This is a genomic window from Exiguobacterium sp. S22-S28 (genome assembly GCF_043359615.1).
Taxonomy (GTDB): Bacteria; Bacillota; Bacilli; order Exiguobacteriales; family Exiguobacteriaceae; genus Exiguobacterium_A.
Genome location: NZ_JBHFFC010000029.1, coordinates 193412 through 216371, shown reverse-complemented (window position 1 = coordinate 216371; position 22960 = coordinate 193412). Strand labels below are relative to the sequence as shown.

At 43.8% G+C, this 22960-nt stretch carries 22 protein-coding genes and 1 other annotated feature; of the genes, 6 read left to right on the top strand and 16 right to left on the bottom strand.

Translation table 11 applies throughout. The features are described 5' to 3' along the window. Window positions 1-651 carry a GTP diphosphokinase gene (gene yjbM, locus ACHA8N_RS12810; RefSeq protein ID WP_147510746.1) on the bottom strand — a complete coding sequence of 217 codons (651 nt, stop codon included), beginning with the start codon at window positions 649-651 and terminating at the stop codon, window positions 1-3. 105 nt (window positions 652-756) lie between these two features. On the opposite strand from yjbM, the gene ACHA8N_RS12805 reads away from it, so the two are divergent. Both ACHA8N_RS12805 and ACHA8N_RS12800 read left to right on the top strand, forming a co-directional pair. Beyond that, window positions 757-1332 carry a CYTH domain-containing protein gene (locus tag ACHA8N_RS12805; RefSeq protein ID WP_393965945.1) on the top strand — a complete coding sequence of 192 codons (576 nt, stop codon included), beginning with the start codon at window positions 757-759 and terminating at the stop codon, window positions 1330-1332. A 91-nt stretch (window positions 1333-1423) separates the two neighbouring features. After that, a complete protein-coding gene (locus tag ACHA8N_RS12800; RefSeq protein ID WP_147510745.1) occupies window positions 1424-2215 on the top strand; it encodes a DsbA family protein in 792 nt (263 codons plus the stop codon). Window positions 2216-2380: 165 nt separating this feature from the next. On the opposite strand, the gene pepF is transcribed toward ACHA8N_RS12800, so the two are convergent. The 3 genes from pepF to cls are packed head-to-tail and all read right to left on the bottom strand — an operon-like array spanning window position 2381 to window position 6801. Continuing rightward, window positions 2381-4183, bottom strand: a complete 1803-nt coding sequence (gene pepF / locus ACHA8N_RS12795) for an oligoendopeptidase F (RefSeq protein ID WP_147510744.1) — start codon at window positions 4181-4183, stop codon at window positions 2381-2383. A 5-nt stretch (window positions 4184-4188) separates the two neighbouring features. Next, window positions 4189-5256, bottom strand: a complete 1068-nt coding sequence (locus ACHA8N_RS12790; protein ID WP_393965944.1) for a competence protein CoiA — start codon at window positions 5254-5256, stop codon at window positions 4189-4191. Window positions 5257-5289: 33 nt separating this feature from the next. Next, window positions 5290-6801 carry a cardiolipin synthase gene (cls, locus tag ACHA8N_RS12785; protein WP_393965943.1) on the bottom strand — a complete coding sequence of 504 codons (1512 nt, stop codon included), beginning with the start codon at window positions 6799-6801 and terminating at the stop codon, window positions 5290-5292. 58 nt (window positions 6802-6859) lie between these two features. Here cls and ACHA8N_RS12780 point away from each other — a divergent pair, with 58 nt between their 5' ends. Continuing rightward, window positions 6860-7582 carry an SDR family NAD(P)-dependent oxidoreductase gene (locus ACHA8N_RS12780; RefSeq protein ID WP_147510741.1) on the top strand — a complete coding sequence of 241 codons (723 nt, stop codon included), beginning with the start codon at window positions 6860-6862 and terminating at the stop codon, window positions 7580-7582. A 74-nt stretch (window positions 7583-7656) separates the two neighbouring features. Here ACHA8N_RS12780 and mecA read toward each other — a convergent pair whose 3' ends face one another. The 3 genes from mecA to ACHA8N_RS12765 form a co-directional block, all read right to left on the bottom strand. Further along, window positions 7657-8283, bottom strand: coding sequence for an adaptor protein MecA (gene mecA / locus ACHA8N_RS12775; RefSeq protein ID WP_147510740.1), 627 nt, complete (start codon window positions 8281-8283; stop codon window positions 7657-7659). Window positions 8284-8452: 169 nt separating this feature from the next. Continuing rightward, window positions 8453-8851: a transcriptional regulator SpxA gene (gene spxA / locus ACHA8N_RS12770; RefSeq protein ID WP_012370920.1), complete on the bottom strand. Its 399-nt coding sequence runs from the start codon at window positions 8849-8851 to the stop codon at window positions 8453-8455. Window positions 8852-9025: 174 nt separating this feature from the next. Next, complete coding sequence (locus tag ACHA8N_RS12765; RefSeq protein WP_012370921.1) at window positions 9026-9163, bottom strand: hypothetical protein; 138 nt, start codon at window positions 9161-9163, stop codon at window positions 9026-9028. 220 nt (window positions 9164-9383) lie between these two features. On the opposite strand from ACHA8N_RS12765, the gene ACHA8N_RS12760 reads away from it, so the two are divergent. Continuing rightward, the gene (locus ACHA8N_RS12760) at window positions 9384-9920 is read left to right on the top strand and encodes an HD domain-containing protein (RefSeq protein ID WP_393965956.1); all 537 of its coding nucleotides are present in this window, start codon (window positions 9384-9386) and stop codon (window positions 9918-9920) included. 46 nt (window positions 9921-9966) lie between these two features. Here ACHA8N_RS12760 and ACHA8N_RS12755 read toward each other — a convergent pair whose 3' ends face one another. From ACHA8N_RS12755 to ACHA8N_RS12735, 5 genes are all read right to left on the bottom strand, one after another. Next, window positions 9967-10920 carry an ABC transporter ATP-binding protein gene (locus ACHA8N_RS12755; RefSeq protein WP_147510738.1) on the bottom strand — a complete coding sequence of 318 codons (954 nt, stop codon included), beginning with the start codon at window positions 10918-10920 and terminating at the stop codon, window positions 9967-9969. Continuing rightward, window positions 10920-11993 (bottom strand): ABC transporter ATP-binding protein, encoded by a 1074-nt coding sequence (locus ACHA8N_RS12750; RefSeq protein WP_147510737.1) that lies wholly within the window; start codon window positions 11991-11993, stop codon window positions 10920-10922. Before ACHA8N_RS12750 ends, ACHA8N_RS12755 begins: the two co-directional genes overlap by 1 nt. 27 nt (window positions 11994-12020) lie before the next feature. Further along, window positions 12021-13052, bottom strand: a complete 1032-nt coding sequence (gene opp3C / locus ACHA8N_RS12745; RefSeq protein ID WP_147510736.1) for an oligopeptide ABC transporter permease — start codon at window positions 13050-13052, stop codon at window positions 12021-12023. Beyond that, window positions 13052-13978, bottom strand: a complete 927-nt coding sequence (opp3b, locus tag ACHA8N_RS12740; protein ID WP_147510735.1) for an oligopeptide ABC transporter permease — start codon at window positions 13976-13978, stop codon at window positions 13052-13054. The genes opp3C and opp3b overlap by 1 nt, the downstream gene beginning before the upstream one ends. Before the next feature lie 336 nt (window positions 13979-14314). Continuing rightward, entirely contained in the window at window positions 14315-15931 is a 1617-nt protein-coding gene (locus ACHA8N_RS12735) for a peptide ABC transporter substrate-binding protein (protein ID WP_147510734.1), read from the bottom strand. A gap of 270 nt (window positions 15932-16201) precedes the next feature. Between ACHA8N_RS12735 and ACHA8N_RS12730 the strand changes: the two genes are divergently transcribed. Then, complete coding sequence (locus tag ACHA8N_RS12730; protein ID WP_393965942.1) at window positions 16202-16582, top strand: DUF3899 domain-containing protein; 381 nt, start codon at window positions 16202-16204, stop codon at window positions 16580-16582. Between the two features lie 56 nt (window positions 16583-16638). Then, window positions 16639-16842 (top strand) — a binding site (T-box leader). Between the two features lie 59 nt (window positions 16843-16901). Beyond that, window positions 16902-17903, top strand: coding sequence for a tryptophan--tRNA ligase (gene trpS, locus ACHA8N_RS12725; protein ID WP_393965941.1), 1002 nt, complete (start codon window positions 16902-16904; stop codon window positions 17901-17903). Window positions 17904-18008: 105 nt separating this feature from the next. Here the strand turns inward: trpS and ACHA8N_RS12720 are convergent, their stop codons facing one another. The 4 genes from ACHA8N_RS12720 to mtnN all read right to left on the bottom strand — a co-directional run bounded on the left by ACHA8N_RS12720 (window position 18009) and on the right by mtnN (window position 22942). Beyond that, on the bottom strand, window positions 18009-19655 hold the full coding sequence (locus ACHA8N_RS12720; RefSeq protein ID WP_147510731.1) for a peptide ABC transporter substrate-binding protein: 1647 nt from the start codon (window positions 19653-19655) through the stop codon (window positions 18009-18011). A gap of 286 nt (window positions 19656-19941) precedes the next feature. Next, a complete protein-coding gene (gene fabF / locus ACHA8N_RS12715; RefSeq protein ID WP_147510730.1) occupies window positions 19942-21180 on the bottom strand; it encodes a beta-ketoacyl-ACP synthase II in 1239 nt (412 codons plus the stop codon). A gap of 1 nt (window position 21181) precedes the next feature. Beyond that, window positions 21182-22126 carry a beta-ketoacyl-ACP synthase III gene (locus tag ACHA8N_RS12710; RefSeq protein ID WP_393965940.1) on the bottom strand — a complete coding sequence of 315 codons (945 nt, stop codon included), beginning with the start codon at window positions 22124-22126 and terminating at the stop codon, window positions 21182-21184. A gap of 111 nt (window positions 22127-22237) precedes the next feature. Then, window positions 22238-22942 (bottom strand): 5'-methylthioadenosine/S-adenosylhomocysteine nucleosidase, encoded by a 705-nt coding sequence (mtnN, locus tag ACHA8N_RS12705; protein WP_147510728.1) that lies wholly within the window; start codon window positions 22940-22942, stop codon window positions 22238-22240. Between the last annotated feature and the right edge of the window lie 18 nt (window positions 22943-22960).

The following is a 22960-nucleotide window of genomic DNA, read 5'->3' as shown; positions in this document are numbered from 1 at the left end:
CTACTCTTTTAATCGCTTTTTTGATTCTGTCGTCTCCCGTTCTCGCAAGACGACTTGTGCATCCTGTATCTCGACTTTCAGTTGACTCATTTCCGCATCCAGTAAAAATGCCGCTTCTGCCGCACGACGTAAACGCTCTCGTGTTTCTTCCGGGATATTCCCCTGATATTTATAATTTAAAGAGTGTTCAATCGTCGCCCAAAAATTCATCGCGAGTGTCCGAATTTGAATCTCGACGAGTGTTGGAATTTCGCCTTCGATTGTCTGGACCGGATAAGCGATAATAATATGATACGATCGATATCCACTTTCTTTCTTTTGTGTGATGTAATTCCGTTCCTCAACAATTTTAAAGTCTCCCCGTGAACGTAACAACTCCAAGACATGAATGATATCATCCACAAATTGACACATGATTCGGAGACCTGCAATGTCTTGCATGTCTTGCTCGAGTAATTCAATATCAATCGATTTCCGCTCAGCCTTCTGTATGATGCTTTTTACAGGTTTGACACGTCCTGTGACAAATTCAATCGGTGAATGTTCCCCACGTTGTTGAAATTGTTTTCGAATGGCTTTTAGTTTTACTTTCAGTTCATCCACTGCGATTTGATACGGTGCGAGAAATAAGTCCCAATTTTCTTTTGTCATCGTTTTTGTCACCACTTTTAGTCTAAATTCTTGGTTCAATTCGTTTCACTACACCATTCATGTTATCATATTTTCAAGCATTCAACTAGAAAGGTGTGGTCAGGAATGAGACAAGAAATGGAAATTGAATTTAAAAACCTGTTAATCGAAACTGAATATACGAAACTTATGGAACGGTATAATCCATCAGGAGAATCCGTTTGGCAAGCCAACGACTATTTCGATACGCCTGACTTTGAACTTCGCAGTCATGGAGCAGCTCTGAGAATTCGTGAAAAAAAAGCAGGTTTGGTCTTAACATTAAAAGAACCAAAAGAAGACGGTCTATTGGAAACGCACGTCACATTATCCGAAAAAGAAGCAGAAGACTTGTTTCAGTATGGTCTGATTCACTCAGCAGAAATGAATCAACAATTGGAAAAGTTTAAATTAACGGCTTCCCTCGAGCATTTGGGACGTTTAGAAACAAAGCGGTTTGAAAAGCAGTTGACGAGCGGACTGCTTGTATTGGATCAAAGCATGTATTTAGGTACAACAGATTATGAACTGGAATTTGAAGTAGCAGACTATGCAGCTGGTAAAAAAGCCTTCGAAGAATTACTTCAAAACAACTCAATTCCCCATCGGGAAACCAAAAATAAAATCGTTCGTTTTATGGACCGTAAAGCGCTTACACGCTAATCGTGTAAAAATGTACAAGCAAAACCTTTGCTCTTTCTTTTTTTTCGTTGCTAAAATAGGGTAACGATATTAAAAGAAAAGGGGTGAACGGATGGAACACGAACAATGCAACGGCTCATATTGTTCATTGGACGAACCATCAATTCAGCAACCGACGAAACCTCTGGAAATCTATCATTTTCTAGACGTCACACAAACGGATGGTTTACGGTTGATTCCCGTTCTCAAGAAACTAGAATTAGAATACGGTCATTTATTCCGTCTTCGGACGATTGCAACAATCCCTTGTGCACCTTCACGGTCAGCGTGTGACATGTCGCCACTGTTGATTTTAAAAGCCATTGAACTTCAAGGTAAAACGTTTGGCATGCGATTTATGCGTCGTTTGCGTATGTTGCATAACGTTGAAGGAAAAAGCGCCTATTCACGCGATTCACTGATGCGTTTAGCCGAGGCATTGACGGAATTCGGTCTTGATTTAGCAGAGTTTCATCGAGACATCGAATCCGATACAATCCAGTTGATGCTTGAAAAGGAAACAGAACTCGTGACGGATTGGGATGTCCGTGTTCTTCCGACCCTTGCATTTGTCGGGGACGAAGAAGCCATCAAAGCTGAAGGCCATTATGAATACTTGATTTATGTATCGATTCTGAATGAATTGTTGGAACAACCGTTCGAGAAGCAGGCAAAGCCTCCTCTTGAGCAATTCTTGAGACGGTATGACACGGCTACAACTTCTGAAATTGCATTTATCTATGATGCAACGGAAGCACAAGTCGAACATGAATTAAAAAAATTAATGCTTCAACAAAAATGTGTTTCCCTTTCTTACTGTGACGGTAAAGTTTGGCGTCATTTGAAAGATTCAGCACATGCTTAATAAAAAAAGCCGCTTCCACTTTCGTGGAACGGCTTTTTTTGTCATCTTCATGACCATTGGATGGGGGAAAAGAGAAGAACAGGGGAATGTGATCCTCTTCACATGACTAGTATAAGTCAACCTTCCTCAAAACTCCATCCCTTTGTTCAAAAATTCACAATTTAGTCATTCTCCAAGTAGCGCCTCGAATTCATCCAACACACGCTCAAATTGACGAAGCGCTTCTTCTACAGGTGCTTTTGTCGTCATATCGACCCCTGCAGCTTTTAAGACTTCAATCGGATAATCACTTGATCCTGCCTTCAGGAAGTTATTGATATATCGATCAACAGCCGGTTGTCCTTCTTCTAAAATTTGTGAAGTCAATGCGGCAGCAGCAGATATGCCTGTTGCATATTGATATACGTAATAGTTGTAATAGAAGTGTGGAATCCGTGCCCACTCTAATCCAATTTCTTCATCGAGAACAATCCCGTCCCCGAAATACGTCTCATTGAGTGCGTAATACGTTTTTGTTAAAAACTCAGGTGTCAACGCTTGACCGAGTCGTGCGGCTTCATGAATTTGATGTTCAAATTCAGCAAACATCGTTTGTCGGAACAACGTTCCACGGAATGTCTCCAACTGATTGTTCAACAGATACAGTTTTTCATTTTTATCCGTCACTCGTTTTAACAGATAATCATTTAATAGTGCCTCGTTTGTCGTCGACGCGACTTCCGCAACAAAAATCGAGTAGTCACCGTACGTATATGGCTGATTTTGACGTGTATAGTAACTGTGGACGGAGTGCCCAAACTCGTGTGCTAACGTGAACAGGTTATTGACATTGTCTTGCCAGTTCATCAAGATGAACGGTTGCGTATCGTACGCTCCTGAAGAATAGGCACCACTCCGCTTGCCACGTGTTTCCCGGACATCCACCCAACGTTTTGCTAAACCGTCTTCTAAAATATGTTTGTATTCCGCACCGAGTGGAGCAAGACCATCGATCATCAATTGTTTGGCTTCCTCGTACGTGACTTTCATTTCCACTTCACTCACAAGTGGTGTATACATATCGTAGACATGCAGCTCTTCGACACCTAAGATTCGTTTCCGTAACGCCACATAACGATGTAACAATGGTAAATGTTCATGAACTGCTTCGATCAAGCCGTCATAGACTTGTTCCGGAATCGTATTTCCATGTAAAGCCGATTCGCGTGCCGTTTTGAACTTACGGACTTCTGCATAAAAGTTATCCTTTTTGATCGATCCTGCTAAGGTAGAGGCTAACGTGTTTGTGTACTGGCTGTATGTCCCGTACATCGCTTTAAAGGCGGCTTCACGAACAGAGCGGTCCTTTGACTCCATGAACGTGATAAAGCGTCCGTGTGTCAACTCCGTCTCTTCCCCGTCTTCCCCTTTAATCTTCGGGAATTTCATGTCCGCATTATTCAGCATGCCAAACGTTGTTCCGGATTGACCAAGAACTTCACCGGCTTTCGCTAAAATCGCCTCTTCCGCTTCTGACAAGACGTGTTCACGCTCACGGTTCAACTCATCGAAGGCATGACGGTATAATGCAAGATCCGGATTTTTCTCTAAGTAGGAAGCGATTGTTTCTTCCGGTACTTCCAACAACTCTGGCGTCATGAATGCTAACGTGGCACCAATTTGGGACGCCAGTGTCCGGGCACGGTCATTCATCGCCTGATAGAAACTGTCTGCCGTATTCTCATCGTAACGCATATGAGCGTATGTATAGAGTTTATGCAAGCGTCTTGAAACCTCATCACGTAGCTGTAAACCCTCAAATAGAATCGCATCTGTCTGCGCCAGACGCCCTTTATACTCGACGAGCAACGGAAGCATCGCCTTCACCGATTCAAATTCCTCTTCCCATGCCTCGTTCGTTTCGTAAATGGACTCTAAATTCCATGTTTCTTCGACATTCACATCATTCCGGGTTAATACTTCTGCCATTTGAATCACTCCTTTACTTCATTTATACCTGTTTCCCTTTCGACAAACAAACGAAGCGCTCCTGCTAATTTTTGATCTTCCTGCAAGCGTCCTGCTAAATCAAGAGAGTCGTGCTTAAAAAGTTCCGGGAGTGTTCTTTTAATAAAATGAATCATCGCCCGCCATTCACGAATCAGTTCATGTAAACAAGACAACTCATAAGAAATACGACATTCAGTCAGACAGGATGTCAGAAACGTGGTTAAGCGCTGTTCTGAATAATCTTCCTTCAACCGGAGAAAAACAGCGAGTTGCAGTTCAAAGGGGTGGACTGGAATAGAAATTAAGGTCGACAAGGGAAGATAACACCAACTGGGGACGGTAGAGACGTGAAGACGTGACTGATAAAGGGGGGATCGCAAGTAATGGGAAGGCAAAGAAGAAAAAAACGGGCGAAGCCGGTAATTTTTAATCAGCGTCACCCATTGGCGCTCGGGAAACGTTCGGGGAACCGGACAAGGTGATAAAAAGTCGTCCACTGTCAGCGGAACGCGTTGACAAAATGCAACACGCCGCGCAAATGGAAGAGGGTACATATAACGGACGATCCTCCCCTTCTCAACAACATCGACGTAACCGTTTTTTGAGAAGGCTTGTTTCATCCAACCATCTAATTGAAAAATCGGTCCTTCTGCCTCACGAAATCCGATCCAACGGACCTCATAACCGGATTGCTGATCCAATAAGGACCTTCGTTTCCATTCGTCCGCGCTCATTTTTGAGCGTTGAATCTCAATTCCAATGGCTCCGGGCTGAAGCAAAAGATCAAATCTTCTTTTTCCTCGAACCGCTTCAAGTTCGACCTCGAAATGCAGGTGCCTGAAATACGCAGCAAGGTGTGTTTTCCAAAATAAATGTTCGGTCGATTCGCCCGTGCACGAGGTCAGGTGGACGAAATGCAACCGTTTTTTCCCCCGCCTGACCCGGAGTCGTGTCCGACAATACGGGCAATACAGTGTTTTTTGGGTCAGTGATTGTGCTGTCTCCAGTTGACTGTTGATCCGGTTTCCCTGCTCGTCAATCGCTTCAAACATCTTACCCCTCCTCTTAGACAGTGGCACAACAGATTAAAGCAACGGTGAGAATAAACGAGAAATCGATTCAACCAGTCGTTGCTTAAAACTTCTCCGAATAAAAACACTTCGTTCGACTTGTGAAGAGTTCGAAAAGTCTTCATAAAAATCACGGGTTAATTCATGCACGGAGTTCGTACCGTATAAAAAGGCGTTGACTTCAAAGTTCAAATGAAAACTTCTTAAATCCATGTTGGCCGTTCCAATCGTCGCAATCGCATCATCCACTACAATGACTTTTGAGTGCATGAACCCCTTGTTGTATTCATAAATCTTGACACCCGCTAACAAGAGATCATCAAAATAGGAACGACTCGCATAAAAAACGATTTTATGATCCGGAAAACTTGGCAAGAGGATTCGAACATCGATTCCAGACATAGCGGCCGTTTTTAATGCCGTCATCAAGTCTTCATCTGGAATCAGATAAGGAGAAGCGATATAGACAGAGTGTCTTGCTTCTGTAATTAAACCAAAGTATAAAGACTTCATCGTTTCATACGGCTCATCCGGACCACTGGCGATGATCTGTACGCCTCCTGTTGCATTCTCCATGACTTCAAGCGGTTTCATATAGTACGGGGTAAACAACCGTTCCCCGGTCATGTAATACCAATCCTGAAGAAAAATCAATTGAAGCTCGGAAACCGCTTCGCCGCGAACAATCAGATGGGTATCCCGCCAAAATCCAAACGCCTTATCTTTTCCCAAGTATTCATCCCCTATGTTGATGCCTCCCGTAAAGGCGACCGTGCCATCGATGACAACGATTTTTCGATGGTTCCGATAGTTGGATTTACTGGAGATGAACGGCAGGACGACAGGGAAAAACGCATGCACTTCGATGCCTGCTGCCTCCATCTTTTTAAAATAGGCTTTATCGGTTGAGAAGCAGCCCACTGCATCGTACAAAAAACGGACTTCTACACCGGCTTGAGCCCGTTCGATCAAAGCAGCCTGCAACTCTAACGCCAGTTCATCATCCCGCACGATATAATACTGAAGATGGATGTGGTGTTCCGCCTGACGGATTTCTGTTAATAACAAAGGAAATTTTTCTTGTCCATTCGTCAATACCTTCGTATGGCTATTATACGAAATCGGCAGGCGACTGATCGAATCAATAAGTTTAACAACCTTTGCGTAATGTCCGTGTTTGAACACTTGATTGTGTACACCATGATCAAACTGGGTACGATATTTAATGTAAGACTCTTCATCGAGCATCGCTTTCAGACGAAACATTCTTTTTCGTCTATAATTTTGACCAAAGGTAAAATACACAAATACACCGACGACTGGGAGTGCCATCATGACCAGAGCCCAGACAAGCGTTCGCTCCGGATTTCGGTTTTCAAGCAAGATGATGACAAACACACTCAGTACGACCAGAATGATGACCAGGGATAACCACCCTACCATGTACACACTCCAGTAATACGAAAGGAACCCGATTAGGCTGACCGTCAGCAGTAACGTCATAAGTAATTGGACACGTCGCAACATGAGATCCCCTCCTTTGATTTGATATGGAACATACTTTATGTAGAAGGGAAGAGTAAACATGAAAACCTATTTAGTAACTGGTGCAACAAGCGGAATTGGTGAAGCCACAGCCTTACAGTTGGCACGCGAAGGACACACGGTCCTCGCACTCGGACGAAATGAGACGAGCGGGAAAGAACTGGAAACGAACGGAAATGGACACATCACCTTTTTCCCAGTCGATCTGTCCGTACCTGAAGAGATTGAACGATTCTTTGAAGAAACAAAAGAACAGTTTCCGACGCTTGACGGCATTTTCAACAATGCCGGTACATTCGGAAAACCTGTGGCGCCGGAACGTGTAACCGATCAGCAAAAAGAAGTGTTCCAAGTCAATTATCATGCACCGGAGCAAATCATTCAACTCGCCGTCAAACGTTTCTCAAAAGGCGCTTCCATCGTCAACAACAGTGCCATCGTCGGTCACGTCAAGTTTCCGGCCATGCTCTTACCGTACGCATCATCTAAAAGTGCTCTTCTCACTCTTACGAAAACGTACGCTGCCCGGTTTCATGGTAAATATCGCTTTAACGCGATTTGTCCCGGTCCCGTCGATACGAAATTGAGTCATTCGTTATACGGGGGGAAAGATAAGTTTGATTTGGCCATGAAACACCATTTGCGGGGACAGGCAGCTCAACCATCAGAAATCGCAGAAGTCGTCTGTTTCTTACTGTCTGAAAAGGCCAGCTATATTAACGGACAGACATTAATTGTTGATGGTGGCTATACCTTAACGTAATATTTTTTCAAAAAAAGGACTGCTTCCAAATTCGATTGGAGCAGTCCTTTTACATAGTGTCGTGATGCGCATCATTAATTCGGGAACTGTTTACGAACAAACGTAAAGACATCACTCGCTACGATGACTTTACCGTATTCCGCTACCGGATGAATCGTCTGTTCACTGAAGTTCAAGTATTCTGCGATTAAACTCATCACATTTTCCTGTTCTTCCACTTCCGTCTCGTCTTTAAAATGAAGGTGAAGCAGGTACAGTCCGTCCTTTTGATAAAGAGACGTGCTGACTTCTTCGAAGATCGGTGCTTCTGCATATTGGCTAAGGGCAATGATATGCTCGAAATCCGTTGTTTCAAATAAGACGTCTTGACTGAGTTCTGTTTCTTTCTCTTCCGCATCAGACATCGCGGAACGGAGTAGGGAATCCAGTTCCTCTTCATCTACTTGTTCACCGTCGACCGATGTTTTAGCGATCGTGACAGTAACTTCTAAACCTTTTTCAAATGCCTGTACTTGTATCCACAGTGGACCTTCGAAGGAGATGGACTCTTTTTCATTCGCTTCATCCATCATCTGCCAGAATAACTGTTCTCCACGCTCACGGTTGTACCAAATCTCATCACGGGCAAAGCCGCGGCGTTCGATATCCGTGTACGTAATGAAGAACTTGACGGTGTTGTCATTGACGCGTTCGATTTTCAATATGTCCACTCCTTTCCTCTCGCTCTTATCTAGTATACGAACGAGCACTTCACATAGATTCAAAAGAATCATGAAACATATAGGGTATATTCCTTTGTTATCTTTATTTTAACCTTTTTAGGCGGTAACAAAAAGCACACTGCTCAGAAAGCAGCGTGCTCGGTGTATATTATTCGTTGACAAGGCGCTGGGCTTCCAATAGTTGGAAGGTACGGACTTTACGTGGTAAAAATCGGCGGATTTCATCTTCATTGTATCCAACTTGAAGACGCTTTTCGTCGATCAAAATCGGACGGCGTAACAATCCTGGATATTCTTGAATTAAATCATACAAATGTTGTAATGATAGATTTTCTACCGACACATCTAATTTGGAAAAGACTTTTGAACGGGTCGAGATAATTTCATCCGTTCCGTCTTCTGTCATACGGAGTATCTGTTTGATCTCATCAAGCGATAATGGTTCCGAGAAAATATTGCGTTCCACAAATGGGATTTCATGTTCTTCAAGCCATGCGCGCGCTTTACGACAAGAAGTACAGCTTGGTGAAGTATAGAGTGTTACCATTGAAAAACATCCTCCCCCTGATTTCACATCATTTCTTCTGCGAACATTTGTTACGCAGCAGCTGATGATTCTATTACTTGATAGTTTACATTGATTTTAACTGAAATAAAACCCAATATGTTTTGAGATGAAAGAACTTTTCGTAAAAAAACTTGCCAGAGCCACCAGGTGGCTTCAGCAAGCTGGCGTGTGATCAAAGGGTTGAGAAATCGTTTCTTTTGCTTTTGGGAGCTTAATTTCTTTTAGTTTCTTTTCGAAAATATCCCGCAAAAGGCGCTTTTTCAACTTTTTCTTTTTATCACGTTCTTTCATAATCCGACACCTCACTCGGTCCGAAAAAAGAACAGTTAACCAACGAAAGCTAAATTATCATCTTCTACATTAATTAGTATACCACGTTTACCCGATTTCTATTCCTACTTGTGTCAATTAATTGTGTGAGATTGTCGATTACCTCAAAGTAAACAGTTGCAATTGCTTGCAACATCACGTAAAGTGTATAGAAATACTTACTCGTGGAAGGAGTTATTTCATTATGTCAGTCACTCTTGTTACGATCATCGAACACCCAATCGCTCAAAAATATTTAGAACGGTCTGGCTTGAATCATGCGATTTCCGTCGCCGAACGAGCTTTGACACTCGCCACACAGCGTGGTCTCGATGCGGATACCGCAACGAAAGCAGCTCTTCTTCACGATATCGGACACTACGAATGGTATACGGATGGCACTTGGAACTATGATTTATACCGTCAAAATGATATTCACGCCATCAAAGGCGCAGAACGGGCACACAAACTGCTGATCCGTCTTGGTGAGGAACCTGAACGGGCAAAAGAAATTGCTCTTGCTGTCCTGTTGCATACGGATTCTTATTTACCACCAGGTACAATCAATCGTACTCCGTTGCAGCAATTGGTTCATGAAGCAGATACGTTAGAAGAACAACCAGGTGGTCTTCATCATTACGAAAAAATTCCTTTCGAGGACGCAATCAAACGGCTGAACGCTTTAGACTCGGTTGTCCACCGCTTCAACAACCTTCCCCGCATTGCTTCCGAAAATTAAAAAAAGGCATTCCCGAATTCATTCAGGAATGCCTTTTCATGTGACGTTATACCAGTTGGGCTTGATATGCTTCAAGCTCGGCATCCGTCATCGAGACGTAATGACCAGGCTCGATTTCACGTAACGGTGGAATGCTCGAATCTTCATTCGATTTCCCGACCGCTCCGCCTGTCGGCCGATCATAAATAATCCGTTTCCGTGTCCGCTCGTGCTCCGGGTCTGGAAGTGGAATCGCAGATAACAGCGATTTTGTATAGGCATGGACAGGATTCTCATACAGACGATCCGCATCACATAATTCAACAAGGTGACCTTGATACATAACACCAATCCGGTCAGAAATGTACTTAACCATTGATAAATCGTGGGCAATGAACAAGTACGTCAGGCTGCGGTCACGTTGCAGTTGTTTCATCAAGTTGACGACCTGTGCCTGAATCGATACGTCAAGCGCAGAAATCGGTTCATCGGCGATGATGAAATCCGGCTCAACAGCCAAGGCACGGGCAATCCCGATCCGCTGACGTTGTCCGCCAGAGAATTCGTGCGGATAACGGCTTGCGTGTTCTTTCGTCAAACCAACTGTTTCCAGAAGATCGTATACCCGGTTGTTCCGCTCGTCTTTCGACTTGGCGAGACCATGGATATCAATTCCTTCAGCAATGATGTCTCCGACTGTCATCCGTGGATTTAATGATGCATATGGATCTTGGAAAATCATTTGCATCGATCGGTTGAATTTCAGTTTTTCTTTGCGAGACTTTTTATTATGCACATTTTCACCTTTGAAGAGAACTTCACCGTCTGTCGCATCGTAAAGACCGATGATTGAACGCCCAGTCGTCGATTTTCCGCAACCGGACTCACCAACCAGACCAAGTACTTCACCTTCATAAATATCGAATGACAAGCCGTCGACGGCTTTGACGACGCGTCCTCGTCCGATATTAAAGTGTTGTTTTAAGTTTTTTACTTCAAGTAGTTTATTACGATTCTCCATTACTTTAGACCGCCTTTCAGAAGCGATTTCGCGAATGTGCTGTCTGGACGATATTTCAGCGCAAGATCGCGGATGGCAGCCGGTGGCTCTACATATGGTGCTTGTGGATGTAATAACCAAGTTGCCGCTTCATGAGTATCTGTGATCGGGAAGAACGGAGGTTCTTTCTCGAAATCAATTTTCATTGCGTACTGATTGCGTGGTGCAAAGGCATCACCGACCGGTGGATGCAATAGGTTTGGTGGTGTCCCGGGAATTGCCGGTAAGTCTTGCGAACGGTCGTCGGAAGGACGTGGCATTGATCCTAGAAGTCCCCATGTATATGGATGACGTGGCTCATAGAAAATTTCATCCACTGTTCCTTTTTCAATCAGCTTTCCTGCGTACATAACTGCTACGCGGTCTGCCATATTGGCTACAACGCCAAGATCGTGTGTGATGAAGATGATGGCTGTGCCCGTTTTTTGCTGGATGTCTTTTAACAACTCAAGAATCTGTGCCTGAATCGTAACATCCAGTGCTGTCGTCGGCTCATCGGCAATCAAGACTTTCGGATTACAAGCCAGAGCGATCGCAATAACAATCCGTTGACGCATCCCGCCTGATAATTGGTGTGGATATTGCTTCAGACGTGCTTCCGGATTTGGAATACCAACAAGTGTCAGTAATTCAAGTGTCCGTTTTTTAGCATCATCGCCCGTCAATCCTTGGTGGCGTTTCAAACCTTCTGCAATCTGTTTGTAAATTGTCATTGTCGGGTTCAGTGATGTCATCGGATCTTGGAAGATCATCGCGATATCACGACCACGTACTTTTTGCATCTCTTTATCAGATAGTTTGACTAAGTCACGCCCGTCAAACATGATTTCACCTTTTGTGATTTCACCAGGAGGATTCGGAATCAAACGCATGATGGCTTTTGATGTAACCGACTTCCCTGAACCAGATTCACCAACGATGGCAAGTGTCTCACCTTTTTTTAAATCAAACGATACGCCGCGGACGGCTTGAACCGTCCCAGCATACGTATGGAAAGCGACAGTCAGGTCGCGTACTGATAAAATAGTTTCCATTGTGGATGAACTCCTCTCATATTTCCGTTAGCGACGCAGACGTGGGTCGAACGCATCACGTAATCCATCGGCCAGCATATTGAAGCTGATCATGACCAGTACGAGGACCGTAGATGGGATGACGAGCAAGTAAGGGAACGTTTTTAATTCTTTGTACCCTTCGTTGATCAATGTCCCGAGTGATGGTTGTGGTGGAGCAAGACCAAGTCCGATAAAGCTTAGGAAGGCCTCGAAGAAAATCGCACCAGGAATCGTGAACATCAATGAAATGATGATTGTACCAAGTGTATTTGGAATCAAATGTTTGAATACTAAACGTGCGCTAGAAGCACCAAGTGTACGAGCTGCAAGAACGAATTCCTGGTTCTTAAGTTTCAGGATTTGTCCACGTACGAGTCGACTCATCCCAATCCAACCGGTGATCGTCATGGCCAGGATGATGGTTGTGATGCCCGGTTCAAGAATCAAGATGAACAAAATAATTAAGATTAAGTTCGGAATTCCGGTCAGAATTTCCGCAATCCGTTGCATGATGTTATCGACGCGTCCACCGTAGTAAGCTGAGATACCGCCATACGTGACCCCAACGAGAACGTCAATGATCGCCGCAACCAGTCCGATGAAAAGTGAAACGCGTGTCCCTTCCCAGACACGTGACCATAAGTCACGGCCGAGATGATCCGTACCAAACCAGAATGTATCTTTGACTTGTTTTGTTTCATAAAAATCGATTGGCTTTTCACCCAGTGTCGCCATACCATCAAAACCAGCCCACTCGAGACCAGTGATTTTTGGCGGAAGTTTAGCTTGCGTGATGGTTTGGGTATAAGCATCTCTACCAGACAACATAGGTCCAAACAAAGATAACAGTGCAATGATGACAATAATGACGAGCGATAGAATCGCCGCTTTATTTTTGCGAAGGCGTGTCCACGCATCCTGCCAGAAGTTTAAGCTTTTTCCGGCAATCCGTTCGCCTGCTTGTTCATTAAATTCTACTGGTTGGAACAACGATGAATCAAACTGTTCCGCTTTTGCATTTGAATTTTGTTCTGCCATTATTTGCTACCCCCCAAACGAATCCGTGGATCAACGACACCATATAGAATATCGACGATCAAGATCATCAAGATGAAGACTGCTGAGAAGAACAGTGTTGTCCCCATGATGACCGTGTAGTCATTTTGTGTGATTGATGAGACGAACAATTCACCAAGACCAGGTACCGCAAAGATTTTTTCGATAACGAATGTCCCTGTGATCAAGGCTGCCGTCATTGGTCCAAGAATCGTAATTGCTGGAATCAAAGCGTTACGCACCATATGTTTCCAAGTGATCGATTGACCATCTAGGCCTTTTGCCTTAGCTAACGTAACGTAATCCTGACCTGTAACTTCGAGCATCTCTGTTCGAACGAAACGTGCAATCGAGGCCGTTACACCGAGCGACAAGGATACCGTCGGAAGAATCGTATGTGCTGGACTTTCCCAGAAGGCAACTGGCAATACGCCCCATTTCACTCCGATATAGTATTGAAGAAGTGACGCAAATACGAATGATGGCACAGAAATCCCGAGTACCGAAATAAACATCGCACCGTAGTCAACTGCTGTGTTATGACGAAGAGCTGCAATAACACCTAGGACAAGTCCTAATAACACCCCAAGAATAAGAGCTTGAACCCCTAGTTGTGCCGATGGTCCGATTCGTTCCATAATCAAATCTGTTACTGGACGGCTGTCATATTTAAATGATACGCCGAGGTCTCCTTGAACCAAGTTGACCATGTACGCTGCATAGCGTTGTGGAAGCGGATCATTCAGGTTGTACTTATCCCGCAGGATATCCAATTGTTCAGGCGAAAGTTTTTCCTGGTTTTGGAACGGTGAACCTGGTAACAGATCCATCAAGAAGAAAGTGAACGAAGCGATGAGTAAAAACGTCAGTACGCCGTAAACAAGGCGTTGAGCTAAATAACGGCCCATAGATGGCACCCCCTATAAAGATTTTCTGTTTTTTTCGAAACATCAATAAAATCAGTATGACCCAAAATTGTCGGAACATTCAAGAATTTTGTTATAAAAATTAAAATTCTTTTTCACTTTGGACTGATTGATGCCCTTTGGTTGCTGTTTTTTCACAGTAAACCAATATTTCAGAATTTTTCGTTTGATTCCATTATACTTTGCTAACAAAGTAATTAGAACCTATTTTTTACGAAAAGTTCACATTTCTGATAAGAAATGAGTTTCCATTCAGAAAAAGCCGTATAAAACAGGAGCGTTCCTTGTAAACGTTCTCAAGGACGCTCCGGTTTTTCATTACTTCACATCAACGTATTTGTACTGGAAGTCAGCACCAAAGACTTGGCGTTTAAAGTCTTTGACTGTCGGACGGTTCAAGTACGCAGCACCCGCTTGATAGATCGGCGCGATGGCTTGATCTTTCTCGATCAATTGTGCTTCAGCTTGTTTAAAGAGATCCAGACGTTTTGCGACATCTGATTCTTCATTTGCTGCATTTAACAATTTATCGTAAGCAGATGATTTGTAGTTCACGTCATTTTGACTATTTGTCGATTCAAAGATGGACAAGTTTGACATTGGATCTTGATAATCTGGACCCCAAAGCGCATACGACATTTGGTAGTCGCCTTTTGCTTCTAAATCAAGCTTGTTTTTGAATGGTTGTTGTTTGATTGAGACAGTGACGTTCGGAAGGTTTTTCTCAAGTTGCCCCTTCATGTACTCACCGACTTTTTTAGCATCTTCATTATCAAACGATAAGAGTTCAATGGTTGTCTTCTTATCACCGTTTGCTTTTTTCCAAAGATCAGCTGCTTCTTTTGCATCACGATCGAACCAGTTGATGTCGCTCGTATAATCTTTACCCGCGTCATCTTTGATGAAATCTTTCGGAATAAAGCTTGTTGTCGGAATCGAACCGTTTGCAAGCAACGTATCCGTGATTCCTTTTGGATCGATGGCGCGTGCGATGGCTTTACGCGCATCCACATTTTTCATCATCGCGTCTTCATTGTTAAACTTCAAGTACGCGATCGATGAACGAAGTGCTGTCTTGAATTCAGGTTTTGATTCGTACGTCGCGACTTGCTCTGAAGTAAGTCCGGCGTAATCGATTTCGTCTGTATCATACAAGTTTGCAACTGTTGAGTTGTCTTTTACGACACGGATTGAAACTTCATCCAATTTAACGGCATCTTTGTCCCAATAGTTTTCGTTTTTTGTCAGAACACGTTTTGAATCCGTTTTCCAAGAAGTCCACACGAAAGGACCATTGTAAAGCAGTTTATCCGGTTGAAGCGAGAAATCTTTTTTGTTTTTGTTATAGAAATCTTCGCTGATTGGCGTATATGTTCCGAATGATGTAAGCGAAAGGAAGTATGGCGCAGGACGCTCGAGTTTTACTTCAAGAGTCTTGTCATCAATTGCTTTAACGCCTAGTTCATCAACCGGTTTTTTCCCTTGAGAAACGTCTGATCCGTTTTTAATCGTATCAAAGATATATGCATAACCGGAAGCAGTTTTCGGATCGACCGCACGTTTCCAGGCAAATTCAAAGTCTTGTGCTTTGACTGGCGTTCCGTCTGACCATTTAGAATCACGAAGCGTGAATGTGTATGTGAGGTTATCACTTGAAATATCTGTTTTTTCTGCGAGTGCCGGAATCGCTTTACCGTCTTTGTCTAATCGGTAAAGACCTTCCATCGTGTTTCCGATCATGTTGAATGCAACGGCATCCGTTGCTTGTGCCGGGTCAACCGTCGTAATATCAGACGTATCTGTTAGACGTAAGACCTTTTTCCCGTTAGAAGAACCTGCATCTTTATCTCCGTCACCTGTTGTTGAACAACCTGCAAGTACAACACTTCCTGCAAGCATAACTGATAACGCGAGACCGACTGTTTTTTTGTTCATCGGTAAGTCATCTCCTTTTTCTTTTTCAAAACCGTTTAAACAAACGATTTTTAGACATCTCGTCGAAACTGCAACAACGTTCCCCAAAACGCATTGACCTAGTTTCAAAATCTTAAACGAAGTGATAAATTGATTTTATGTGAGAATAACAATAACGTCAAGTGAATAGTCACACTATTTGCTGTTTTACAGATTCTAAATCGCGTATAGTCGTAACGAGCTGTTGCTTTGCGTATAATGAAACTATCATCTAGTTGTAGGAGGTTCATCATGTCAGCCAAATTAATACGACCACTTTTGATTGCCTTGATTTTAACGGTTGCTTACACCACTTGGGCCGTCGTTATGGATGCCACCCATTCCTTTGTCTATCACGTTTCAGGCGGTCTTTTCATCGCTGGTTTCCTCTTGTTAGCCATCGGCTTTTTCTCGAATATGTCGGCCAACGGATTTTTTAAAGGCATCACAGCAGGTTTTAAAAAACAACGGGAAGCACGATTGCGGGAAGTGGATGGTGATTATTATGAAGACGAAGATGAAGAAGAGGAATTGTTGGAAGCGAAGCAAAAACGGGCTTCTAACCGGACGACGCCTTATTTGTCTGCCGGTTTTATCTGTATTGCACTCTCATTGCTTCTCTCTTTCATTTAATTGAATTTGAATGACCTTTTGAATCAAAATATGGTAAAGTAAAAGTAATGGCATAAGAGAACACAGTGAAGAAGAGTAGTACATCTGATCACCACTTACAGAGAGTCCATGGATGGTGGAAATGGACAGTCGGCACAGATGGAATGGACTTCGGAGTGGCTGATTCGAAATCGTGTAGAATCAGACGGGTCTGCCCGTTACAGCAATTGAGCGGCTAGATTCTAGCAACTTGGGTGGCAACGCGATGACTCGTCCCTTGATTATTTCAGGGGAACGAGTCATCTTTTTTTATTCTATTTTATTTTTTGGAGGGGTTTTTATGAAAACAATTTTTTCAGGCATCAAACCAACCGGTACGGTAACACTCGGAAACTACATCGGCGCCATGAAACATTTCGTCAATTTACAGGATGAGCATGATGCGTATTACTGCATCGTCGATTTACATTCCATCACGGTCGAGATTGACCGGGTCGAACTGATGAACAATACACGGGCGCTTGCTGCACTTTATATCGCAAGTGGTCTTAATCCCGAGAAATCGACCATTTTTGTCCAATCCGAAGTTAAAGCGCATGCGCAACTCGGTTGGATGTTAACTTGTCTCTCGGGTATGGGAGAACTTGAACGGATGACACAATATAAAGACAAGTCACAAGGAAAAGACCGGATCGGTGCCGGACTATTTGTTTATCCGACATTAATGGCTGCAGATATTTTGTTATATGACGCAGAGCTTGTTCCGGTCGGTGATGATCAAAAACAACACATTGAGTTGACGCGTGATTTGGCGCAACGTTTTAACAGCCGCTATTATGAGACGTTCAAAATGCCGGAACCGGTCATTGCAGAAACGGGTGCCCGTATCATGAGTTTGACGTCTCCGGACAAAAAGATGTCGAAAACAGATACAAACCCAAAAGGATATATCTCGATGCTCGATGCACCAGACGTCATCCGTAAAAAAATCAAGTCTGCCGTCACCGATTCAGAAGGCATCGTTCGGTTTGACCGGGAAAACAAACCGGGCGTCTCGAACTTACTCGAAATCTACTCATTACTTGCCGACATCTCCATTAAAGAACTGGAAGCAAAGTATGACGGATTAAACTACGGTGTGTTTAAAGCAGATGTCGCGGAAGTCATTGTGGCTGAACTTGAACCGATTCAACGACGGTATCACGAGCTGATTGATTCAGAAGAACTCGATCTGATTCTCGATCAAGGGCGCGATAAAGCGGAACTGGTTGCTTCACTCAAACTGGCGAAAGTCGAAAAAGCAATGGGTCTCCAGCGTAAACGCGCAAAAGTAAAAAAATAATCTTACCTTTTCTTTTCGTATTTCTCTCTTCTTTCTTTTCAAGAAGAGATTTTTTTAATTGACTCAAAAAAAAGCGTTCCCGATTGACGGGAACGCTTGATCTTATTATTTACCTTCGATTGAAGCCCATTTGTACGAGAAGTCTGCGCCGAAGTTATGTTCGACAATTCCTTTAACGTATGGTTTGACCATGAATGCACGTCCACGCTGATAAACAGGCGAGATCGCTGCTGAATCAAGAAGGATTTTCTCTGCTTCTTGAAGCTCTGACCAACGTTTTGTAGCATCCGTTTGTGTCTTCGCATCGTTGATGAGTTTATCGTACTCTTTATCCGACCACTTACCACGGTTGTATGGTCCGTCAGTCAAGAAGAGATCGAGGAACGTCATCGGATCTTGGTAGTCAGGACCCCAGCCGGCGAATGAGAACTCAAAGTCACCTTTGTTTTCGAGATCCAGTTTGTTTTTGAACGGTTGTTGCTTGATTGTGACTTTCATGCCTGGAAGGTTCTTCTCAAGCTCACCCTTCAAGAATTCACCGATTTTCTTCGCATCATCACTATCATAGTTCAGAAGCTCAAGTTCAACCGAGTCTTGACCGATTTCTTTTAAGCCCTCTTCCCAAAGTTTTTTCGCTTCGTCTGCATTGTACTCGTTGAATGTCGGGTACTTTTCACGGAAATCTTTTCCGCCTTCATCCTTCGCGAAATCTTTTGGTACTAGGAAGTTCGCTGGAATCGAACCGTTCGCCAAGATGACGTCCGTGATTCCTTTTTTGTTGTAACCCATGTCGATGGCACGACGGATTTTTTCGTTGTTCAAGGCTTTGACTTTCGTGTTCAAGTAAAGGTAGAAAATTGTTGATTCCCCTTTAGTTTTGAACTCTTCGCTATCTTGGAACTGGGCAACGAACTCGGAAGATAGACCTGTACGATCGATATCTCCTTTTTCGTAAAGGTTAACGCCTGTAGCCGTTTCCTTAACAACCTTCACGTTGATTGTGTTCAGCTTCACGCTGTCTTTATCCCAGTAGTTATCGTTTTTGACCATTTTCCAGCCTTGTTCACGTGTCCATTCCGTTAATTTGAATGGTCCGTTGTAAAGTGCTTTATCTGCTGTCGAACCGAAGTCCTTACCGATTTTTTTCGAAAGTTCTTCTGATTTCGGCATGAATGGACCGAATCCAGTTAACCCGAGGAAGTAATCAGCAGGTGCCTTTAATTTGACTTCAAAAGTCTTGTCGTCGACAGCTTTGACGCCGACCGCATCACGCTCACCTTTTTTCGTATTATATTCTTCAGCGCCTTCGATGTTGTAGAAGACATATGCATACTGAGAAGCGTTGTCCGGATTCAGAACTTCTTTCCAAGCATACTCGAAGTCTTTTGCTGTGATTGGTGTACCATCCGACCATTTTGCATCACGTAGCTTGAATGTGTACGTTAACTTGTCATCCGAAACTGTGTGGCTTTCCGCAATCCCTGGAATCGGCTGTTGCTTTTCATCCAAACGGTAAAGACCTTCCATCGTGTTGTTCAAGACGTTGAACGACACAGCATCCGTAGAAGTCGTTGGGTTAAGTGTCGGAATATCCGAAGCTTCGATCAAATTTAGTGTTTGCTCACTTGATTTTTTGTCTGAACTTTTATCGCCCGATGATTTGTCATTTGAATCAGTCGTCGAACAAGCTGCAAGGAATGCGCTTGATACGAGGGCTACAGATGTAGCCAGTGCAAAACTTTTCTTTTTCATGATACGATGACCCCCCTAAAATTTCCAAAGCTAGTAATCTAAGGTTTTTGAGCGAAAAAAAAAGTCGCTACTTTTATTCGAACAAAACCCTTCGTTACAAATAGTTTACAATGTTCTGATAATTTTGCAAACCTTTTATCCGATTTTTCTAAATATTTTTTCAAAACAATTTGAAAATAAGTGGAATTTTTAGATGTCCGATTGAATTTTTATAAATTAGAACTGAAATCCTTTATACAGAAAAAGCGATTTAACGTTCATATGAACCGTTAAATCGCTTTTCTATTCACGCGTGATATCGTTTGAAGACGAGAGAAGCGTTATGACCACCAAATCCAAGTGAGTTACTGAGTGCGTATTCAAGATTCCACGACCGGCTTCCTTCCCGGACATAATCAAGATCGCAACCTTCACTTGGCTGCTCCAAATGGATTGTTGGATGGACAATTTGTTCTTGTAACGACTTAATCGTCGCAATGGCTTCGACACCGCCGGCTCCGCCTAACAAGTGACCAATCATTGATTTTGTTGAATTGATTGCTAATTTTTCAGCATGTTCTGCAAACACCGTATGAATCGCTTTTGTCTCAAGCACATCATTCATTGGTGTACTCGTTCCATGCGCATTGATGTAATGCACGGCTGTCGGCTCGATACCGGCGTCTTGGATCGCCATCGCCATTGCGCGCGCTCCTCCGTCACCGTCTGGATCCGGTGCTGTAATATGATAAGCATCAGCAGTTAATCCATATCCGCTGACTTCTGCATAAATCGTCGCACCACGGGCAATCGCATGGTCATATTCTTCAAGAACCAAGATTCCTGCCCCTTCTCCCATGACAAACCCGTCACGTCCTTCGTCGAATGGACGGCTTGCTGTGTTTGGATCATGATTGGTTGACATCGCTTTGTTCGCACAGAACCCAGCAAACGACAAGTTCGTAATCGGGGCCTCTGCACCACCAGCAATCATCACGTCCGCGTCGCCACGTTCAATGACACGCAATGCTTCGCCAATCGCGTTCGTCCCGGAAGCACATGCCGTGACGGAACAATTGTTAGGACCTTTTGCTCCTGTATAAATCGAGACTTGTCCGCTCGCCATATTCGGAATCATCATCGGAATAAAGAATGGACTGACACGACGGTGGCCCCGTTCGAAGTAAATCTTTGCCTGTTTCTCAATGGTCTCGACCCCACCGATTCCAGAACCGATCCATACCCCGATCCGTTCTGCATTCGCTTTGACATCCAGTCCGGCGTCACGGACTGCTTCCATACTAGCGACGAGTGAATAGTGAACGAAACGATCCATCTTCCGTGCTTCTTTTGCCTCGATAAATTCTGTAATATCAAAGTTTTGAAGTTCTCCCGTCACTTTCGTCGGATATTCATCGATATCTAAACGTTCCATCGGACGAATTCCATTTTCTCCTGCTTTTAAAGCGTTCCAGAATGTATCAACATCATTGCCGATTGGTGTTAATGCGCCCATACCCGTTACTACTACACGTTTTCTCATCATTTTATGTGTTCTCTCCTTTAGTCCATGTAATGTAAGCTGCTCCCCATGTCAAACCTGCTCCAAATCCGGCAAGGACAAGTGTTGTCCCCGGTGACAGTCTGCCCTGCCGCCGTGCTTCTTCTAATGCAAGTGGTATTGACGCAGCCGATGTATTCGCATGTTCATCAATCGTCACGATCACTTTCTCTTCTTCGATCCCAAGGCGTTCACGTGCTGCATCGATGATTCGTAAATTCGCTTGATGCGGAATCAGTAAATCAAGTTCCGCCAACGATCCACCCGCTTTTTGAATGACTTTCTCAACGATGTCCGGTAATTTCCGGACAGCGAACTTAAAGACTTCCCGGCCGTTCATTTCAATCGGACCGTCCAGTTCTTTAAATAATAGATGTGCCCCGCGTCCGTCTGTGCCAAGTTCAAAGGCATTCAATCCTTGTTGTTCGGTTGGACCGAGCACGACAGCTCCAGCGCCGTCACCAAACAAAATTGCTGTCGACCGGTCTGACCAGTCAACGATTCTTGACATCTTCTCTGCCCCGATGACCAGTGCATGTTTGGATTCTGTTGCTGTCATCATGCTCGAAGCCGTTTGTAATGCAAAAATGAATCCACTGCAGGCGGCACTAATATCAAAAGCTGTCGCACTTAGTGCCCCAAGTCGTTCCTGAACGGTACAGGCCGTCGATGGAAAAGCGCGTCCGGTTGCCGTTCCAACAACAATCAATCCGATATCGTCTGCTGTCAAATTGGCATCTGCTAATGCTTTTTTCGCGGCTTCCGTCGCTAAATCGGTTACATCCACCGTATCGTCTGCAATGCGTCGTGCTCCGATTCCTGTACGTGTCCGAATCCATTCATCACTCGTATCGAGTGTCGCGGCTAAATCATCATTTGTGATTCGACGTTCGGGCAATGATGTTCCGAGTCCTACAATTCCGATATTCATATGATTGCTCCTTTAAAATTAGTATCTGGTACTAATATAAAGCGTTAAATACTTTTTGTCAAAGAGAAAAGAAGGCGCCTCGGATGAGGTACCTTCTTTTCCGTGTGTGACTTATTCAGATTCTGCCAAAGTTCGGACGACTTCCATGACCATTTTTGCAGAATTGATAGATGCAATCTCCAGAAATTCATCAAATGATAAAGAGGCTTCCTCGTCAGCACTGTCCGAAATCGAACGCGTTACAACGAACGGGACATCAAATTGGTGGCAGACTTGAGCAATCGGCGCTGCTTCCATTTCAACTGCCGCAACATCCGGGAAGTTCGTCTTAATGATGTTCGAACGTTCCGTATCATGGATGAAGGAATCTCCTGTCACAATTAAACCATGAACGACCCGAATCGCGTCCATACGTTCAATGACAGCTTCCGCTGTTGCAACCAATTTCGGATCTGCTGTATACGCAGCCGGCATTCCTGGAACTTGACCATACTCATAACCAAATGCCGTCACGTCGACATCATGATGACGGACTTCCGTCGAGACGACGACGTCACCGACTTTTAAACCCGCCTTGAATCCACCGGCTGATCCCGTATTGATGACGGCACTCGGCTTAAAGTGATCCAGCAATAGTGTCGTTCCGATGGCTGCATTGACTTTTCCGATCCCTGATTTCAAGATGACGACGGGCACGCTGTTGAGCAAACCTTCATAAAAATGATAGTTGGCAATAACCGTATCTTTCCGTTCTGATAATTCATTCCGAAGCAAGTTGACTTCTTCTTCCATCGCTCCGATAATTGCGATTGGCATCCTGTTTCCTCCATTCAA

Bases quoted from the DNA above. Each gene is read 5' to 3' on its own strand.
- yjbM (WP_147510746.1), bottom strand. From the start codon at position 651: ATGACAAAAGAAAATTGGGACTTATTTCTCGCACCGTATCAAATCGCA.
- ACHA8N_RS12800 (WP_147510745.1), top strand. From the start codon at position 1,424: ATGGAACACGAACAATGCAACGGCTCATATTGTTCATTGGACGAACCA.
- spxA (WP_012370920.1), bottom strand. From the start codon at position 8,851: ATGGTAACACTCTATACTTCACCAAGCTGTACTTCTTGTCGTAAAGCG.
- ACHA8N_RS12805 (WP_393965945.1), top strand. From the start codon at position 757: ATGAGACAAGAAATGGAAATTGAATTTAAAAACCTGTTAATCGAAACT.
- cls (WP_393965943.1), bottom strand. From the start codon at position 6,801: ATGTTGCGACGTGTCCAATTACTTATGACGTTACTGCTGACGGTCAGC.
- ACHA8N_RS12750 (WP_147510737.1), bottom strand. From the start codon at position 11,993: ATGGAAACTATTTTATCAGTACGCGACCTGACTGTCGCTTTCCATACG.
- ACHA8N_RS12710 (WP_393965940.1), bottom strand. From the start codon at position 22,126: ATGAATATCGGAATTGTAGGACTCGGAACATCATTGCCCGAACGTCGA.
- pepF (WP_147510744.1), bottom strand. From the start codon at position 4,183: ATGGCAGAAGTATTAACCCGGAATGATGTGAATGTCGAAGAAACATGG.
- mtnN (WP_147510728.1), bottom strand. From the start codon at position 22,942: ATGCCAATCGCAATTATCGGAGCGATGGAAGAAGAAGTCAACTTGCTT.
- ACHA8N_RS12755 (WP_147510738.1), bottom strand. From the start codon at position 10,920: ATGGAGAATCGTAATAAACTACTTGAAGTAAAAAACTTAAAACAACAC.
- ACHA8N_RS12735 (WP_147510734.1), bottom strand. From the start codon at position 15,931: ATGAACAAAAAAACAGTCGGTCTCGCGTTATCAGTTATGCTTGCAGGA.
- ACHA8N_RS12765 (WP_012370921.1), bottom strand. From the start codon at position 9,163: ATGAAAGAACGTGATAAAAAGAAAAAGTTGAAAAAGCGCCTTTTGCGG.
- fabF (WP_147510730.1), bottom strand. From the start codon at position 21,180: ATGATGAGAAAACGTGTAGTAGTAACGGGTATGGGCGCATTAACACCA.
- ACHA8N_RS12780 (WP_147510741.1), top strand. From the start codon at position 6,860: ATGAAAACCTATTTAGTAACTGGTGCAACAAGCGGAATTGGTGAAGCC.
- ACHA8N_RS12720 (WP_147510731.1), bottom strand. From the start codon at position 19,655: ATGAAAAAGAAAAGTTTTGCACTGGCTACATCTGTAGCCCTCGTATCA.
- opp3b (WP_147510735.1), bottom strand. From the start codon at position 13,978: ATGGGCCGTTATTTAGCTCAACGCCTTGTTTACGGCGTACTGACGTTT.
- ACHA8N_RS12790 (WP_393965944.1), bottom strand. From the start codon at position 5,256: ATGTTTGAAGCGATTGACGAGCAGGGAAACCGGATCAACAGTCAACTG.
- ACHA8N_RS12730 (WP_393965942.1), top strand. From the start codon at position 16,202: ATGTCAGCCAAATTAATACGACCACTTTTGATTGCCTTGATTTTAACG.
- opp3C (WP_147510736.1), bottom strand. From the start codon at position 13,052: ATGGCAGAACAAAATTCAAATGCAAAAGCGGAACAGTTTGATTCATCG.
- trpS (WP_393965941.1), top strand. From the start codon at position 16,902: ATGAAAACAATTTTTTCAGGCATCAAACCAACCGGTACGGTAACACTC.